This is a genomic window from Longivirga aurantiaca (assembly GCF_042660085.1).
Taxonomy (GTDB): domain Bacteria; phylum Actinomycetota; class Actinomycetes; order S36-B12; family CAIYMF01; genus Longivirga; species Longivirga aurantiaca.
On sequence record NZ_JBHSTI010000008.1, the window covers coordinates 1,885,185 to 1,901,799 of the forward strand.

Sequence of the window (16,615 nt, forward strand, 5' to 3'; positions counted from 1 at the left end):
CGCGCCACGGAGCAGGGACGCGCGAAGGTCACCAGCTGAGCGCGAACGGGGTGCGTCCGGCCCGGAAGTGCCCGACGTTGACGCACTCGGTCCTGCCGATCCGCGCGCGGCGCGCGAGCGGCTGGTGGACGTGCCCGAACAGGACCGCGCGGGGCTGGGTGCGCCGCACGTGCTCGAGGATCGCCCGGCTCCCCACCTCGAACCGCCGCGCGACCACGTCGTAGCAGAGCTCGGGGAGCGCCGGCGGGATGTGCGCGCAGAGCACGTCGACCTCGCCGAGCGCCTCGACCTTGGCGGCGAACGAATCCTCGTCGAGCTCGTACGGCGTGCGCATGGGACTCAGCAGCCCGCCGCCGACGAAGCCGAACCGCAGCCCGCCGATGTCGGCCACCTCGCCGTCGAGCACGGTGTGCCCAGGACGGAGGTGCCGGGCCCAGAGCGCCGGGAGGTCGACGTTGCCGTACGTGAGGTACGCCGGCGTCGGCATCGCGGCGAACATCTCGGCGTACTGCGCGTCGACGAGCTCCTGCACCAGCGTGTGCCGCTCGCGACCCTCGGCCGCGATCACCTGGTCCCACCAGCCGGAGGCGAGCGAGCGGGCGTCCTCGAACCGGCCCGCGGTCCGGAGCTCGACGAAGGTGCGCGTGCGCTCGGCGCCGAAGAGGGTCGGGAAGATCCCCTGGTGGAAGTCCTCGTAGTCGAGGAAGAGCACGAGGTCGCCGAGGCAGATCAGGGCGTCGGCGCCGTCGCCGGAACGGGCGAGGGCATCGGTCCGCGCGTGGACGTCGCTCACCACGTGGACCCGCACAGGGACGACCCTACGAGCACGCGGACGAGGGCGCCCGACGGCCTCAGCGGCTGAGCAGGGCTCCGAGGACCGCGAAGACCGACAGCATCAGCAGCAGCGTGAGCGTGCCGCCCACGAGCGCCACGGTCCACCGGCCGCCCGGGACGTCGTCGGGGTCGAACATCCGCTGGCGGCGCTCGGTGACGGCGAGCCGCGCCAGCATCTGGTCCGCGAGCTCGTCCACCTGCTCCGGACGGACCTCGCCGGTCGGGATGTCGAGGCCCTCGAGGTCCGCGGAACGATCGATCGTGTCCACCCGGGCGCCGGCCTGGCGACGGCCGACGGGCGCCGGCTGCTTCGCGTGCCTGCCCGCCTCGCGACGGCCGACGGGCTCGTCGCCCTCCGTGCCGCCGGAGCGGGTGGCACCGGTCAGGTCGGGGAGGACGTCGTCGACCGGATGCGCCGCAGCGCGCGGCTCACGGCGCGCGCGCAGGTCGGCGTGGCACAGCGAGCACCACGCCGCGCCCGTGGGGACGGCGGCTGCGCACGAGGGGCAGCGTGACTGGATCGGCACGATCACGTCATCGGCAGCGCAGCGGGTCGGCTTGACCTCCCGTCCGCGGCTTCTGCGCTCCGTCAGGAGGCTCGCGCCTGCCCCGGGCGCCGGTCGCGCTCGAGGCGGTCCTTCAGCTCCCACACCGACTGCTTCCAGCGCCGCGCCCTGCGGGCCCGTGCCCGGGCCGCGCGACGCCGGCCCCGGGGATCGGCCGGGAGCGGGAGCGGGCCGCCCGTGGCCCGGTCGACCGGGTCGAGGCGCGCGTAGTGGTGCACGAGGACGCCGTCGCCCATCGGTTCGAGCCAGATCTCGAGGGAGCCGCACCACGCCTCGCCGGACACCGACCACCGGATCCCGTCGAGGCCGCGGTCCATGAACACCGTGAGCGCGAGCTCGGGCCACCAGCGGGCCCAGGACGCCGGGTCGGCGACCTCGGCCGCCAGCACGGCCCGGTCGGCCACCACGAACGTCTCGTCCACCAGATCCACGGCCGGCACGGGCCGATCCTGGCACGCTGCGCGCATCCGCCGTGTCGCGTGGCGTGGATCACACGGACAACTTAGGGTGTCCTTAGTTACTCACGCGTCCCCCCAGGAGGAGATCGTGCGCGAGCACCACGAACCGGCCCTTGTCCCCGTCCCCTTGTCGGTACGGCTGACCGACGACGTCGTGCGGCACGCCGCCGAGGCGCCGGACGGGGTGGCGCTGTCCCGACGCGTCGGCGGCACCTGGATCCCGGTGACGGCCGCCCGCTTCGCCGAGGAGGTGCGCGCGGTCGCCCGCGGACTGGTCGCGACCGGGGTGTCGCCCGGCGACCGGGTCGCCATCATGAGCCGCACCCGCTACGAGTGGACCGTCGCCGACTACGCCGTGTGGTGGGCCGGGGCCGTCGTCGTGCCGATCTACGAGACGTCCTCGGCGGAGCAGGTCGAGTGGATCCTGTCCGACTCCGGGGCGGTGGCGGTGTTCCTCGAGTCGTCACGACACGTCGACCTCTTCGCCGAGGTGTCCGACCGGCTGCCGGGCGTGCGCGACGTGCACGTGTTCGACGACGGCGGCCTCGACACCCTCGCCAGCCAGGGCACCGGCATCGCCGACGACGAGCTCGAGGCTCGGCGCACCTCCGCCGGCGCCGACGACCTGGCGACGATCATCTACACCTCGGGCACCACGGGCCGCCCGAAGGGCTGCGAGCTGACCCACGGCAACTTCGCGTTCGAGGCCGAGAACGTCGTCGCCGCCACGCCGGAGGTCTTCAAGCAGCCCGGGGCCTCCACGCTGCTGTTCCTCCCGCTCGCGCACGTGTTCGGCCGCATCATCGAGGTGGCGTGCATCCACGGCCGGGTCAACCTCGGGCACGCGCCCGACCCGACCAAGCTCACCGAGGACCTGCCCGGCTTCCGCCCCACGTTCCTGCTCGCCGTGCCGCGCGTGTTCGAGAAGGTGTTCAACGGCGCCCAGCAGAAGGCCATCGCGGCGGGCAAGGGCTCGATCTTCGACAAGGCCGCGCACACGGCCGAGGAGTACAGCCGTGCGCTCGACTCCGGCTCCGTCGGCGTCGGTCTGCGCGTGCGGCACGCGCTGTTCGACCGGCTCGTCTACTCCAAGCTGCGCACTGCCCTCGGCGGACGCGTGCAGTGGGCGGTGTCGGGCGGGGCGCCGCTCGGCGACCGGCTCGGCCACTTCTTCCGCGGGATCGGCGTCACGATCCTGGAGGGGTACGGCCTCACCGAGACGGCCGGGGCGACCACCGTCAACCGGCCGACCATGCTGCGCGTCGGCTCGGTGGGCCGGCCGTTCCCCGGGGCCGGGGTGGCGATCGCCGACGACGGCGAGGTGCTGCTGCGCGGACCGCACGTGTTCCGCGGCTACTACAACAACCCCACGGCGAGCGCCGAGGTGCTGCAGGAGGACGGCTGGTTCCGTACCGGCGATCTCGGCGAGCTCGACGCCGACGGATACCTGTCGATCACCGGGCGCAAGAAGGAGCTGCTCGTCACCGCCGGGGGCAAGAACGTGGCTCCGGCCGTCCTCGAGGACCGCGTCCGGGCCCACTGGCTCGTGAGCCAGTGCATGGTCGTCGGCGACAACAAGCCCTACATCGGCGCGCTCATCACCCTCGACCCCGAGTCCCTCCCCTCGTGGGTCGCGCAGAACGGGAAGGACCCCTCGCTGACCGCGGCCGAGCTCGCCTCCGACCCTGACCTCGTCGCCGAGCTCCAGCGGGCGGTGGACGAGGCCAACAAAGCCGTCTCGCAGGCCGAGTCGATCCGCCGCTTCCGGGTGCTCACCGTCGACTGGACCGAGGCCACGGGCGAGCTCACGCCGTCGATGAAGCTGCGCCGAGGGGTCGTGATGAAGGAGTTCGGCGGTGAGGTGGAGTCGCTCTACGTGTAGGCGACGCCTAGCCCGTACGCACCACACCGACGCGCCCCGCGGCCGCGACCGGTGCAGGATCCTCCTATGACCGAGACGGGGGCCGCGGCTGCGGCCGTGGACGTGCGCGGCCTGTCGGTGTCGTTCGCCTCCGTGCACGCCGTCGACGGGCTCGACCTGCGCGTGCCCGCAGGCGGCGCGGTCGCGCTCGTCGGCCGCAACGGGGCCGGCAAGTCCACCACCCTCCGCGTGCTGGGCGGGGTCCTGCCTCCGAGCAGCGGGACGGTGGTCGTCGCCGGCGTGGACGCCGTCCTCGAGCCGAGGCGCGCCCGCGAGGTGGTGGGCTACTGCCCCGACGTCGGCGGCCTCATCCCCCGCGCCACCCCCTGGGAGCACCTGCAGCTCGCGGCGCGGCTGCGCGGGCTCGACCGCTGGGAGGAGCGCGCCCGCGAGCTGCTGGAGCGCTTCGACCTCGCGGGCGCATCGGACCGGGTGACCGCCGGCTTCTCGCACGGCATGAGCCGCCGCCTGTCCGTGCTCCTGGCGGCGTTCCACGAGCCGGCCGTGCTCCTGCTCGACGAGCCGTTCGACGGCGTCGACCCGCTCGGCGTCGAGGCCACGCTCGAGGAGATCCGTCGCGCCCGCATGCGCGGCGCCGCCGTCCTCGTCTCGACCCATCTGCTCGGCCTCGCGGTGCAGGCGTGCGAGGAGGCGGTGGTCCTGCGCGGGGGACGCGTGGTCTCCGCCGCGCCCGCCGCCGACCTCGCCGGCGACGAGGGCGCGGCGCGCTACCGGGCCCTGCTCTCGTGAGCGCGGGTCAGGTCGGCCCGCTGTTCGCCCTGCGCTGGCGGATGATCCGCTCGCGCGCGGTCCAGTCCGGCCTGGCCGTGCTCGGCGTCTCGGCGCTCGGGCTCATCGTCCTCGGCGTCGTGGGCGGGGCCGCGTCGCGGCTCGGACGCGCGACGGCGTCCGACATCGGGCTCGGCGACCTCGGCGGCGCGGTCGACCGCACCGGCGAGGTCGCGGCCCTGCTGCCCTCGGCGATGCTCGCGTTCGCGCTGCTGTGCATCGTGGCGCCGCTCGCGGCGGGTGGCGGCCAGGAGCTGATCCCGGAATCGCAGCTCGTGGCCTACCCCGTCCGCATCGCGACGCTGGTGCGCATCGGGTTCCTGCTCTCGCCGCTCAACATCGCGTGGTACCTCCAGGTGCTGCTGCTCACCGCCGCCACCGGGTACGCCGTCCGCGGCGACGCCGGGCCGCTCCCACCGGTCGGGGTCCTCGTCGCCTACCTGATCGCCTGCACGGCGGTCGGGCAGGCCCTCGGCTGGGGCATCGTGGGTGTGCGCCGCACCCGGAGCGGCCGCCGGTCCACCTGGGCCCTGCTCGGAGTGCTGGTCGCGATCGGCGGCTGGGTCGTCGTCACGGACCGGGGGGCGGCTCTGCTCGACAAGAGCCCCACGTTGAGCGTGCTCGGGGCCCAGCTCCAGGCCGCGGCGCTGGTCCCCTCCGGCTTTGTGCCGTTCGTGGTCGGCTGCCTGGTCGTCACCGCCCTCGGCTACCTGGTGGCCGTACGCGTCGCCGCCTGGGCGCTGCGCAGGCCCGGCGACCAGGGCGTCGACGGCCCGCTCGCCCGCCCGGTCGCACGGCGCCCGTTCGAGTCCGCGCCGACGGCGTACCGGATGCTCCTGCGCGTCGACCGCGCCTCGCTGTGGCGCTCTCCCCCGCTCCGGCGAGGGCTGCTCGTGCTCGGCGTCCTCCCGGTCGCGGCGGCCGCGCTCGCCTCGCTGCCGTGGTCGTCCATCGCCCTGCTCCCCGCGCTCGTCGCGTCCGGTGCCGCGCTCCTGTTCGGAGTCAACGCGATGTGCCTCGACGGCTCGGGGGCGCTGTGGATCTCGACGCTGCCGCACGACGCCGAGGTCGTGCTCCGCAGCAAGGCGCGGGTCGTGGCCGAGGTCTGCAGCGCGCCCGTCGCGCTCGTCCTCGTGGGCGCGGGCCTACGGGCGAGCGCCCCGCCCGACCTCGTCGACATCGTCGCCACGGTCGGCGCAGCGGTGAGCTGCACGGCGCTCGTCGTCGCCACGGCGATGCGCCTGTCCGTCACCCGCCCGCACCGCGCCGACCTGCGCGGGCCGCGCGACACGCCCGCCCCGCCGGGCACCATGGCCGTGTACTCGGCGCGCCTCGCCCTCGTCACGACCACCATCGGGCTCGGCTTCTCCGCCGCCACCATCGGCGACTCGATCCTGCCTCCCCTGCTCCTCACCCTCGGGCTCCTGGCCTGGGCGGCCTACTCGTGGTCCCGCACCCGACGCCTCTGGAGCGACCCGGTGCGGCGCGCCCACGTGGTCACCACGGTCGCGGCGGGCTGACCGGGCGCCCGTTCCGGGCCGCGTCTCACCTCAGGTGACGGTCCGATGGCCGCACGGTCACAAAGGGTCATACGTTCGGACGATCCGGCGTACCGATCGGCGCAACCGACGTTGCGCAGCGTTCGCACGCACCGCGCGACCGCTAGCGTACGTGCGGGGCCATCGTCAGGGTGGTGGCGCCCACCGGGGGGTTCGTCCTCGAGCCGCCCGGTGTCCGCAGAGCCGCGCACGTCGTGGTCGCACCGCGAGAGGTCCTCATGGGTCGTCGCACGATTCTGCTCATCGCCGCACTGCTGGCCGCCGTCCTCGGCGTCGTCCTGGTGTTCCTCTACGCGGACAACGCGCGCAAGGAAGGCTTCGAGAACCAGACCCTCGTCAAGGTCATCGTGGCCAAGTCCGAGATCGCGGCCGGCACCACCGGCGCGGCCGCCTCGGGCGCGGGCGCCTTCGAGGAGAAGGAGATCCCGCAGGAGGCGGCCGCAGCCACCGCGCTGTCCGACGCCACTCCGCTGCAGGACCTCGTCGCGCTCACGACCATCTTCCCCGGCCAGCAGATCATCAGCCAGCAGTGGGGCACCGCCGGCCAGCTGACGCGCCTGCCCCTCCCCGAGGGCAAGATCGCGCTCTCGCTGCAGCTCGGCGACCCCGAGCGCGTCGCCGGCTTCGTCTCCCCCGGGTCGACCGTCGCCATCTTCGCGACGGGTGGCCCCCGCGTCCGGACCCTGCTGGCCGGAGTGACCGTCATCGGCGTCGGCGCGACGGGCCTCAACTCGGCCCCCACGCCCGAGGGGGAGCAGCAGACCTCGTCCGCGATCCTCACCCTCGCCCTGACCCAGGCCGAGGCCGAGAAGATCATCTACGCCCAGGGTGGAGCGGCCGGATCGACGTACACCGGCCTCTACTTCGCCCTCATGGACGACAAGTCCGAGGTCACCCCGAACGACCCGGGCGTCGACGACACCAACCTGTTCCGCTGAGCGCGGCCCGCACCACCGAAGCCGACAGCACGAGGGAACGAGGGCACGCAACATGACCGCGATCGTCGAGTTCGACCCGGTGGGCGTCGACTCCATCAAGGGCGCCCTGGGCGCGGACGCCCTCGTGCTGCCGAGCCTCGACATCCTGCGGACGCATCTCGACACCAACCCGTTCGAGGACTGCATCGTGCTCGGGCCGAGTGTCGACCAGCAGGACGTCTTCGCCCTGGCCGAGTCGTTGCGCGTCACTCGGCCGAGCCTCGGCGTGGTCATGGTCCGGCGGCGCATCGACACCGCGGTGCTCTCGGACTCGCTCCGGGCGGGCGTGCGCGAGGTGGTGCAGGAGCGCGATCTCGCGGGTCTCGCGATGGCAGTACGGCGCCAGCGCGACATCGCATCACGGCTTCGCCACCAGCTCGAGCGCGGTGACGAGGTCGTCAGCTCGAGCACGCACGGCCGCGTCGTCACGGTGTTCTCGGCGAAGGGTGGCTGCGGGAAGACCACCCTCGCCACCAACATCGCCACCGCCATCGCCGCCAGCGGCAAGGGCACGGTGGCCCTCCTCGACCTCGACCTCGCGTTCGGCGACGTCGCGATCGCGCTGCAGCTCTTCCCCACCCACACGATCGGGGACGCGGTCGCGATCGGCGAGGACCTCGACGGCGAAGCCGTGCGGGGCCTCCTCACGGCGCACCGCAGCGGTGTTCAGGCGCTCGTCGCACCGATGGAGCCGAGCACCGCCGACACCATCAGCGTCGGGCTCGTCACCAGCATCATCGACGTGCTGCGCGACGAGTTCGACTACGTCATCATCGACACGCCCCCGGCGCTCGACGACAACGTGCTGTCGGCGTTCGACCGCAGCGATGTGGTGGCCCTGCTCGCCACCCTCGACATCCCGGCGCTGAAGAACCTCAAGCTGACGCTGGAGACCCTCGACCTCATCGGGTACCCCCGCGACCGGCTCAAGGTCGTCCTCAACCGCGCCGACTCCAAGGTGGGTCTCGCGCTGTCCGAGGTGGAGAAGACCCTCAAGGCACCGATCGTCGCGCAGATCCCCTCGAGCAGGGACGTCCCCGCCTCGACCAACCGTGGCGTCGCCATCGTCGTCGACGAACCGAAGAACCCCGTCAGCCTCGCCATCAAGGCCTTCGTGGACGAGAACATCCTCGTGACGGCGAGCAACGACGACACCATCCCGCCCCAGCTCCGAGCAGACAGGCGCTCCGGCCGCCTGTGGAGGAGGTAGTCGTGAGCCTCGCCGATCGTCTGGCCCAGGCACGTCGCAGCCGTTCGGGCACGCTTCCCGAAGGTGAGCCCGAGGGCGGCCCGCGCTCGCGTCGTACCGCGAGCGTCGATCCGTACAGCGAGCTCAAGCGTGCCGTGCACGCCAGCCTGCTCGAGAGCCTCGGGCCGCAGCTCTACGACTCGCGCCTCACCGAGAACGAGCTCGAGTCCAAGGTTCGCGCCACCCTGCAGGAGGTCCTCGCCAACGAGGACACCCCGCTGACGGTCCAGGACCGCGCCCGGCTCTCGCAGGAGATCGCCGACGACATCCTCGGCTACGGCCCGCTTGAGCCCTTCCTGCGCGACGCCGAGGTCACCGAGGTCATGGTGAACGGCCCGTCGATGATCTACGTCGAGCGCGCCGGACGTCTCCACGCTGTCGACGGGCACTTCAACGACGACGCGCACCTCCGACGCACGATCGAGAAGATCGTGGCCCGCGTCGGTCGGCGCATCGACGAGGCCTCACCGATGGTCGACGCACGCCTGCCCGACGGCTCGCGCGTCAACGCGATCGTGCCGCCGCTGTCGATCGACGGACCGATGCTCACGATCCGCAAGTTCGCCGCGGACCCCTACGGCGCCGAGGACCTCATCTCCTTCGGCACGATGACGAACGCCGTCGCGGAGTTCCTCGCGGACTGCGTGCGCGGGCGCCTGAACGTGATGGTCTCCGGCGGAACCGGCGCCGGAAAGACCACCACCCTCAACGTCCTCTCCTCGTTCATCCCGGACGACGAGCGGATCATCACCATCGAGGACGCCGCCGAGCTCCAGCTGCACCAGGAGCACGTCGTGCGCCTCGAGTCGCGGCCGCCGAACATCGAGGGCAAGGGCGAGATCAAGATCCGCGACCTGGTCCGCAACTCGCTTCGTATGCGCCCCGACCGCATCGTGGTCGGCGAGATCCGCGACGCCGCGGCCCTGGACATGCTCCAGGCCATGAACACCGGCCACGACGGCTCCATTTGCACCGCGCACTCCAACGGCCCCCGCGACACGCTCTCCCGGGTCGAGACCATGGTGCTCATGGCCGGTGCCGACCTGCCGCTCAAGGCCATCCGCGAGCAGGTCTCGAGCGCCCTGGACCTCATCGTGCACCAGTCCCGCTTCCGCGACGGTTCGCGGCGCATCACCCACGTGACCGAGGTCGTGGGCATGGAGGGCGACGTCGTCACGCTGCAGGACATCTTCGTGTTCGACCACAGCGCCGGCTACGGGGAGACCGGACAGGCCCTGGGGCAGCTCCGCTCGACCGGGCTGCGCCCCAAGTTCCTGGACAAGCTCGCCGCGAGCGGAGTCATCGTCGACCCGTCGATCTTCGCCTTCGAGAAGTTCGGAGCCTGACCCATGCTCGTGTCGGGACATCGTCGACGCCGGTGGCGCGCGGCAGCGGCTGCCGGCGCGCTGCTGGCCGTCGCGTTCGGGGTCGCGCCCGCGGCCGCCTCGACGACGGGCGGCATCGTCGGGCGCATCGACGGGTTCGAGCCCGGCAGCAGCGGGACGCTCACGATCGGCTTCTCCGCGCTCGGTCTGACGGCCGGCCAGTCGGTGGACCAGGGCTCGGTGAAGGTCACCATCGGCGGCCAGCCGGTGGAGGCCACCACGCAGCTCGCCTCCGACTCCGACTCCCTGCCCAAGCGCACCACCGTGCTCACGATCGACACCAGCGGCAGCATGGCGGAGCAGGGCTTCGTCGAGCCGGCGAAGCAGGCCGCGCGCGCCTACCTCGACGCCGTGCCCGCCGACGTGCTCGTGGGCCTCGTCTCGTTCAACTCCCAGCCGGCGATCGTCGTGCAGCCGACCACCGATCACGATGCCGTCGCGGCCGCGCTGGACACCCTGCAGTTCCGGGGCGGCACGGCACTGTTCGACGCCGTCATCCAGGCCAACCGCCTGCTCGGCGACGAGGGCATCCGCAGCCAGCTGCTGCTGTCCGACGGCCGGGACACCGAGTCGTCCAACAGCGGGGAGAACGCCGCCAAGTCGCTGGTCGACTCGGACGTGACCCTCGACGCCGTGGCCCTCGGCCCGCAGGTCGACCTCACGCAGCTGCAGGCGCTCGCCACGGCCGGCAACGGCGTCGTGGTGGAGGCGGGAGACTCCCAGCAGCTTACGGACGTCTTCACCTCGGCCGCCGCGGCCCAGGCCGGCGCCGTCGCGATCACGGCGGTGGTTCCCGAGCCCCTGCGCGGCACCTCGGTCAACGTGGTCGTCAACGCGACGGCCGGCGGCCAGGCGGTGACCGACGAGGCCCTGTACATCGGCGGTGCCGAGCCCACTGCGGCGCCGACGCAGGACTTCGGCCCCGTGCCGGTCCCGCCTGCCGATCCGGGGATCTTCGGCACCACCTGGATCCTGCCCGTCTCGCTCGCGGTCATCGGCCTCGGGCTGTTCGTGCTCCTCGCCGTCGCGTTCCTGTCGACGGACCGCGAGTCGCAGCAGGCCGGCCGACTGCGCCGTCGGCTGTCGCGCTACTCCCTGACCCCGCGCCAGGAGAGCGCGGCGGCGACCTCCGGCGCCCTCGGCGACAGCGGGGTCGCCCGCTCGGCCGTGGAGCTCGCCGGCCGCGTCGTCCAGCGGAGGGACATCGACACCGCTCTGGGCACCAAGCTCGAGGCGGCAGGGGTTCCCCTGCGGCCCGCCGAGTGGCTCCTGATCCACATCGGCATCGCCGTCGGCCTCGCGATCCTGTTCACGCTCCTCAGCGGGTTCAGCGTCCTGGCCACGCTCATCGGCCTCGCCATCGGGCTCCTGCTGCCGTACGCCTACCTGGCGATCAAGGACGAGCGGCGCAAGTCGCGGTTCGCCGCCCAGCTCCCCGACACGCTGCAGCTGCTGTCCGGGTCGCTGGCGGCCGGCTACTCGCTCCCCCAGGCCATCGACACCGTCGTGCGCGAGACCGACGGGCCCATGGCCGCCGAGCTCAACCGGGCCATCGTCGAGGCCCGGCTCGGCGTCCCGATCGAGGACGCGCTCGAGACCGTCGCCCGCCGGATGAACTCCGTCGACTTCGCGTGGGTGGTGATGGCCATCCGCATCCAGCGCGAGGTGGGTGGCAACCTCGCCGAGGTGCTGAGCAACGTCGCGGCCACCATGCGTGAGCGCGAGCGGCTGCGCCGCCAGGTCGAGGTCCTGTCCGCGGAGGGCCGGCTCTCCGCAGTGATCCTGGCGCTGCTCCCGATCCTCTTCATCGTCTACCTGGTCATCGCCCGGCCCGACTACCTGAGCGTCCTCTACACCACGCCCCTCGGCATCCTCATGATCATCGTCGGCGTCATCCTGCTCATCGGCGGCTCGTTCTGGCTCCGCAAGGTCGTCAAGGTGGAGGTCTGACATGGGCGACGCATTCCTCTGGGTCGGGCTGGCGGCCGTCTTCCTCGGCATCGTCGGCGTCTTCCTCGCCTTCGCGGGCGGCCGGGAGCAGACGGGCGTGGCCCGCTCCCTCGCAGCGGTCGAGGCCATCCGCGCCGCGCCGAAGAGCATGCGCGACGACCTCGACAAGCCGTTCGGCGAGCGCGTCGGCCAGCCCTTCTTCGCGGGGCTCACCCGCCTCGGCCGCCGGTTCACGCCGAGCGACCAGACCGCGCGCATGCGTCGGCGGCTCGATCTCGCCGGCAACCCGCCCGGGTGGGACAGCGACCGCATCATCGCGTTCAAGATGCTCGGACTCATCGTCGGCGGCGCGCTCGGCTTCTTCCTGCCGCTCCTCCTCGGGAGCCCCCTGTGGGCGGTCGTCCTCGGCATCGGCCTGGCGTTGCTGGGCTTCTGGGTTCCGAACATCGTCCTGTACCAGACCGCCTACAACCGGTCGGAGCGGATCCTCAAGGACCTCCCCGACGCGCTCGACCTGCTCGTGATCTCGGTCGAGTCCGGCCTCGGGTTCGACGCCGCGCTCTCCCAGGTGGCCCGCAATACCGAGGGTCCGCTCGCGGAGGAGTTCTTCCGTGTGCTCCAGGAGATGCAGCTCGGCACCTCCCGGGCGGACTCGCTCCGGGCCCTCGGTGAGCGCAGCGACGTCTCGGACCTCCGCGGCTTCATCACGGCCATGGTGCAGGCCGACAGCTTCGGCATCCCGGTCGCGAACGTCCTGCGCATCCAGGCGCGCGAGATGCGGACCCGGCGCTCTCAGCGCGCCGAGGAGGCCGCGCAGAAGGTGCCGGTCAAGATCCTGTTCCCGCTGATCTTCTGCATCCTGCCCGTGCTGTTCATCGCCATCCTCGGGCCGGCCGTCATCCAGATCGCCGACGCCTTCAGCGAGTTCTAGCAGCTCTGGTCCCCGCCGCCCGGGTCGACCGCACGGTCGTGCGGGGTGGCTACTCCACGAACAGTCGCGCGTCGACCAGCTGCTCGGTGACGAGCTCTCCTGCGCGCTCGTACCTCGCCTGCTCGAAGCGCTTGCGGAACTCGAGGTCGACGCCGGCCATGCCGCCGCGGTTCTTCTCGATGGTCAGCACCGCGAACTGGTGGAAGCGCTCGACGTTCGCGGCGCCGTAGACCAGGTGGTGCCGGGCCACGACGTCGTACTTCTCGTTGAGCACGAGCACGACGTCGGCCTCGTAGGCGAGGCTCGAGGCGCCGCGGAGGTTCTGCGTCCGCAGCCGCTTGCCCTCGGAGATGCCGGCCGCGTCGCTCGCGGAGATCGCGAGCACAGGCACGGACTCGGTCAGCGCGAGGTCCTTGAGCCCTCCCGCGACGTGCGCCATGCGGCGCTCCTCGTCGACCGCGCGCTCGCCCTCCATCGCGATCTTCTGCACGTAGTCGACGACCACGAGCGGGCGCAGCCCGCCCGTCCTCGCCACCTCGCGCACAGCGGCCTCGATGTCGGTGACCGACGTGTCGACGCCGCCGCGCAGCACGTGCAGGCGGTCGAGGCCGACCGAGACCGCAGCCAGCGCCTCGGCGCCTCCCGGCGTCTCCGCGAGCTTGTCCGACAGCGACATCGACGTGCCGTCGCCCTCGAGCAGTGCCCGCACCGAGCGCAGCGGCACGGCGTCGACCCCGGCGCGCTCCCCCGCCTCGGCCGCAACGAGGCGTTCGAGGAGGTTGACCGAGTCGTGCTCGTACGACACGTAGAGGACGGCGTGGCCGCCCGCGATGGCCTGCCGGGCGATCTGAAGCGCGAACGTGGTCTTGCCCATGCCCTGGGGGCCGCCGAGCAGGATCAGCTCGCCGGGGCGCAGACCGCCCGACAGGTAGCTGTCGAGCGGCATGAAACCCGTCGACCAGGGGGCCTGGGTCGCAGCCTCGCCCCGTCGGAGACGCGCGTCCGTCTCATCGAGCACGTCCGAGAGCCGCGCGAGCCGGCTGAACTGCGGGGTGTCTGCGGTCATCCTCCTATGCTGGCAGAACCCGCCGTCCCAGGAGGCGGGCACGGCGATGACCGTCGGCGTGGCGCCGCCCCCCGACGGGTCGAGGCACGCGCCGGTGTGCCACCGTCAGCACTGATGAGCACGAGCAGCCCGGGCGGACCCGGATGGGCGCCCGAACCCGCAGAGTCCACGAGCACCGTGGTGCGCTTCGGCGTGCTCGCCCTGGTCGGGCTGCTGTGCTACCTCAACGGGCTGGCCGGAGCGACGGTGCCGGTGCGGGACCTCGCCCTGCTCGCAGGCATCGCGGTGCTCGCCAGCCTCCCCCTCCCGCGCGGCTGGACGATCCTGCGGTGGCGGCCCCTGGCCGAGGCGGTGGCTGCGGGAGCGGTCATCGGGCTCACCGACCCGCTCCAGACCGCGCTGCTGCCGTATCTGATCGTCCCGCCGCTCGCTGCCGGCCTCGTCTCCGGCATCAGCTTCGCCCTGCTCGCGTCGGCGCTGTCGGTGGCCGCGCTCGCGGGTGGTCGCGCCGCCGTGGGCGACCTGCTCACCGGCACGGCGTCGGTGACGGCCATCGCGCCCTGGGTCGGCATCGGCGTGGCGACCGGCGTGATCGGCGGGTGGGCGCGCCGGGTGACGGCCCGCGAGCGCGAGGCGACGTCGACCTACGTCACGGCGCACGGCCTGCTGACACGGCTGCGCGAGGTCGCCCGTGCCCTGCCGACCGGCCTCGACGAGGTGGCGCTCGCCCAGCAGGTCCTCACCGCGATGAGCGACGAGGTCGAGTTCGACCGGGGCGCTCTGTACGGATCGGCCGGCGGCGGCGTGCTCATGCCGTTGGCGTACTACGGCGCCGATCACATCGAGTGGGTGCCCGACGTCGACGAGGGCGTCTGGGCGCGGGTCTGGTCCTCCGGCCGGGCGCTGCAGCAGAGCGGCACCTTCTCCGACCCGTCCACCGGGCACTCGGCCGTGCTCGCCCTCAGCCTGGGCGACAGGCGCGTGGGTCTCGTGGGCATGGAGCGGGCGGGCGGCCCGTGGGGCCGGCGCGAGATCGCCCGCGCCCAGCAGCTCGTGGACGAGGCCGCGCTCCGGATCGACACGGGCCAGCTGTTCAGCGAGGTCCGCGCGCTGGCAACGGTCGAGGAACGGCGACGGCTCGCTCGCGAGATCCACGACGGCGTGGCCCAGGAGGTCGCCGCCCTGGGGTTCGTCGTGGACGACCTGACGGCCCGCACGACCGATGTCGAGATCCGCGAGGACCTCCGTGGACTGCGCGACGAGCTGACCCGGATCGTGAGCGAGCTGCGCCTGTCGATCTTCGACCTGCGCAGCGACGTCCAGCCCTCCGCCGGCCTTGGCGCCGCCCTCACGGGCTACGTCCGGAGCGTCGGCGCCGGCTCCGGCCTCACGGTGCACCTGGTGCTCGACGAGTCCCCGTACCGCCTGCCGATCGAGGCGGAGACCGAGATCCTGCGCGTCGCGCAGGAGGCGATCACCAACGCGCGCAAGCACGCGCGGGCGCGCAACCTGTGGGTCACCTGCCGGGTCGATCCGCCCCGTGCGTTCCTGCGGGTGGCCGACGACGGCCGCGGCATGGGGACCGCGCGCACGGACTCGTTCGGCCTCGACGTCATGCGCGAACGGACCGCGCGCCTCGGCGCGAGCCTGACCATCCGGCAGCGGGTGGGCGGTGGGACGGTCGTCGAGGTCACGCTCGGGGGCAGTGCCGACACCCGTCGCACGAGGTCCACCGCCTGACACGGGTGCGTCCCCGTCCCACCCGCAATGGCCGCATGACATGATCGGCGGGACACCGAGGGGGCCGGCTCCGATGACGATCAGCGTGCTGCTCGTGGACGACCACGAGCTCATCCGCCAGGGCCTGCGTCGCGCGTTCGAGCGCGACGGTGACTTCACCGTCGCAGGCGAGGCGGGCTCGCTCGCGGACGCCCGCCGCCTCATCGCGCTCATGCACCCGGACGTCGTGATCCTCGACGTACGGCTCCCCGACGGCAACGGGATCGAGGCCTGCCGGACGCTGCGCAACGACGACCCCGAGCTCGGCATCGTCATCCTCACGATGTACGCCGGCGACGACACCCTCTTCGACGCCCTCGAGGCCGGCGCCTCGGCCTTCGTGCCGAAGAACGCGCCGTCCGAGGACGTCGTTGCTGCAGCGCGGCACGCGTCCAGCGCACCGCGCTCGTTCACCTCGGCCGACCTCAACGAGGCCATGCGCCGCAAGATGTCGCCGACCGGGCCGCAACTGAGCCCGCGTGAGAAGGAGGTCCTGGGCCTGCTCGCCGACGGCCTCGGCGTCGCCCAGATCAGCCGCCAGCTGTTCATCAGCGAGTCCACGACCAAGACGCACATCAGCAAGCTCTACGACAAGCTCGGAGCGGGCAACAGGGCTCAGGCGCTCATGACGGCCCTGCGCCTCGGGCTCCTCAAGCGCGACGAGCCCGGCCTCTGAGCCTCGGGCGGCTCCAGCCCGTCGTCACAGCGTGACGCGGCGACCGGTCACTAGTTCCAATGGGTGACCAGATGATCACGAATCGTCCGAACGACCGACCCCCATCCGGCTTGACGAGGGAGTCCGCGGTCACGCTCCGCTGCGATAGTGAACTCAGCGCCCCGGGCATCGGGGGGAACCACGCAACTGGAGGGGCACTCCCATGATCACTCGAATCCGCACCACGCTTCGTCGCGACGAGGGCGCCTCGGCAGTGGAGTACGGCCTGCTCGTGGCCGCCATCGCCGCGATCATCGTCGCCGTCGTCTTCCTGCTCGGCAACCGCGTGAACTCGGCCTTCAGCAAGACCAACTCCTGCATCTCGACCACGGGCGTTGGCTGCTGACGCAGCACTGACCACCGAGGGGGTCGTCGGGCAGCCGCCCGGCGGCCCCCTCGATCATGTCCGTGACCGCGAGGCCGCGGGCGCACAGGC

15 protein-coding genes are annotated in these 16,615 nt (G+C 72.5%); 11 read left to right on the forward strand and 4 right to left on the reverse strand.

Features of this window, described 5'->3' with window-relative positions; translation table 11 throughout:
- Positions 1 to 28: 28 nt before the first annotated feature.
- The 3 genes from ACFQGU_RS12935 to ACFQGU_RS12945 all read right to left on the reverse strand — a co-directional run bounded on the left by ACFQGU_RS12935 (position 29) and on the right by ACFQGU_RS12945 (position 1,840).
- On the reverse strand, positions 29 to 808 hold the full coding sequence (locus tag ACFQGU_RS12935) for a metallophosphoesterase family protein (protein ID WP_386767299.1): 780 nt from the start codon (positions 806 to 808) through the stop codon (positions 29 to 31).
- A gap of 43 nt (positions 809 to 851) precedes the next feature.
- Positions 852 to 1,361 carry a hypothetical protein gene (locus tag ACFQGU_RS12940; protein WP_386767301.1) on the reverse strand — a complete coding sequence of 170 codons (510 nt, stop codon included), beginning with the start codon at positions 1,359 to 1,361 and terminating at the stop codon, positions 852 to 854.
- Positions 1,362 to 1,423: 62 nt separating this feature from the next.
- Positions 1,424 to 1,840, reverse strand: coding sequence for a polyketide cyclase / dehydrase and lipid transport (locus tag ACFQGU_RS12945; RefSeq protein WP_386767303.1), 417 nt, complete (start codon positions 1,838 to 1,840; stop codon positions 1,424 to 1,426).
- A gap of 106 nt (positions 1,841 to 1,946) precedes the next feature.
- On the opposite strand from ACFQGU_RS12945, the gene ACFQGU_RS12950 reads away from it, so the two are divergent.
- From ACFQGU_RS12950 to ACFQGU_RS12985, 8 genes are all read left to right on the forward strand, one after another.
- On the forward strand, positions 1,947 to 3,740 hold the full coding sequence (locus ACFQGU_RS12950; protein ID WP_386767305.1) for an AMP-dependent synthetase/ligase: 1,794 nt from the start codon (positions 1,947 to 1,949) through the stop codon (positions 3,738 to 3,740).
- Positions 3,741 to 3,806: 66 nt separating this feature from the next.
- On the forward strand, positions 3,807 to 4,529 hold the full coding sequence (locus tag ACFQGU_RS12955) for an ABC transporter ATP-binding protein (protein WP_386767307.1): 723 nt from the start codon (positions 3,807 to 3,809) through the stop codon (positions 4,527 to 4,529).
- Positions 4,526 to 6,088 carry a hypothetical protein gene (locus ACFQGU_RS12960; RefSeq protein WP_386767309.1) on the forward strand — a complete coding sequence of 521 codons (1,563 nt, stop codon included), beginning with the start codon at positions 4,526 to 4,528 and terminating at the stop codon, positions 6,086 to 6,088. Before ACFQGU_RS12955 ends, ACFQGU_RS12960 begins: the two co-directional genes overlap by 4 nt.
- A gap of 173 nt (positions 6,089 to 6,261) precedes the next feature.
- Entirely contained in the window at positions 6,262 to 7,065 is an 804-nt protein-coding gene (locus ACFQGU_RS12965; RefSeq protein ID WP_386767311.1) for an RcpC/CpaB family pilus assembly protein, read from the forward strand.
- A gap of 52 nt (positions 7,066 to 7,117) precedes the next feature.
- The gene (locus tag ACFQGU_RS12970) at positions 7,118 to 8,314 is read left to right on the forward strand and encodes an AAA family ATPase (RefSeq protein ID WP_386767313.1); all 1,197 of its coding nucleotides are present in this window, start codon (positions 7,118 to 7,120) and stop codon (positions 8,312 to 8,314) included.
- A gap of 2 nt (positions 8,315 to 8,316) precedes the next feature.
- Entirely contained in the window at positions 8,317 to 9,699 is a 1,383-nt protein-coding gene (locus ACFQGU_RS12975; protein ID WP_386767315.1) for a CpaF family protein, read from the forward strand.
- Positions 9,700 to 9,702: 3 nt separating this feature from the next.
- Entirely contained in the window at positions 9,703 to 11,688 is a 1,986-nt protein-coding gene (locus tag ACFQGU_RS12980; RefSeq protein ID WP_386767317.1) for a type II secretion system F family protein, read from the forward strand.
- Position 11,689: 1 nt separating this feature from the next.
- Positions 11,690 to 12,619: a type II secretion system F family protein gene (locus tag ACFQGU_RS12985; protein ID WP_386767319.1), complete on the forward strand. Its 930-nt coding sequence runs from the start codon at positions 11,690 to 11,692 to the stop codon at positions 12,617 to 12,619.
- 49 nt (positions 12,620 to 12,668) lie between these two features.
- Here the strand turns inward: ACFQGU_RS12985 and ACFQGU_RS12990 are convergent, their stop codons facing one another.
- Positions 12,669 to 13,685: a DnaB-like helicase C-terminal domain-containing protein gene (locus ACFQGU_RS12990; RefSeq protein WP_386767321.1), complete on the reverse strand. Its 1,017-nt coding sequence runs from the start codon at positions 13,683 to 13,685 to the stop codon at positions 12,669 to 12,671.
- 114 nt (positions 13,686 to 13,799) lie between these two features.
- Here ACFQGU_RS12990 and ACFQGU_RS12995 point away from each other — a divergent pair, with 114 nt between their 5' ends.
- The 3 genes from ACFQGU_RS12995 (at position 13,800) to ACFQGU_RS13005 (ending at position 16,525) form a co-directional block, all read left to right on the forward strand.
- Positions 13,800 to 15,425 (forward strand): sensor histidine kinase, encoded by a 1,626-nt coding sequence (locus tag ACFQGU_RS12995; protein ID WP_386767323.1) that lies wholly within the window; start codon positions 13,800 to 13,802, stop codon positions 15,423 to 15,425.
- Positions 15,426 to 15,498: 73 nt separating this feature from the next.
- Positions 15,499 to 16,140 (forward strand): response regulator transcription factor, encoded by a 642-nt coding sequence (locus ACFQGU_RS13000; RefSeq protein ID WP_386767325.1) that lies wholly within the window; start codon positions 15,499 to 15,501, stop codon positions 16,138 to 16,140.
- 202 nt (positions 16,141 to 16,342) lie between these two features.
- Complete coding sequence (locus tag ACFQGU_RS13005) at positions 16,343 to 16,525, forward strand: Flp family type IVb pilin (RefSeq protein WP_386767327.1); 183 nt, start codon at positions 16,343 to 16,345, stop codon at positions 16,523 to 16,525.
- The last annotated feature ends 90 nt before the right edge of the window (positions 16,526 to 16,615 follow it).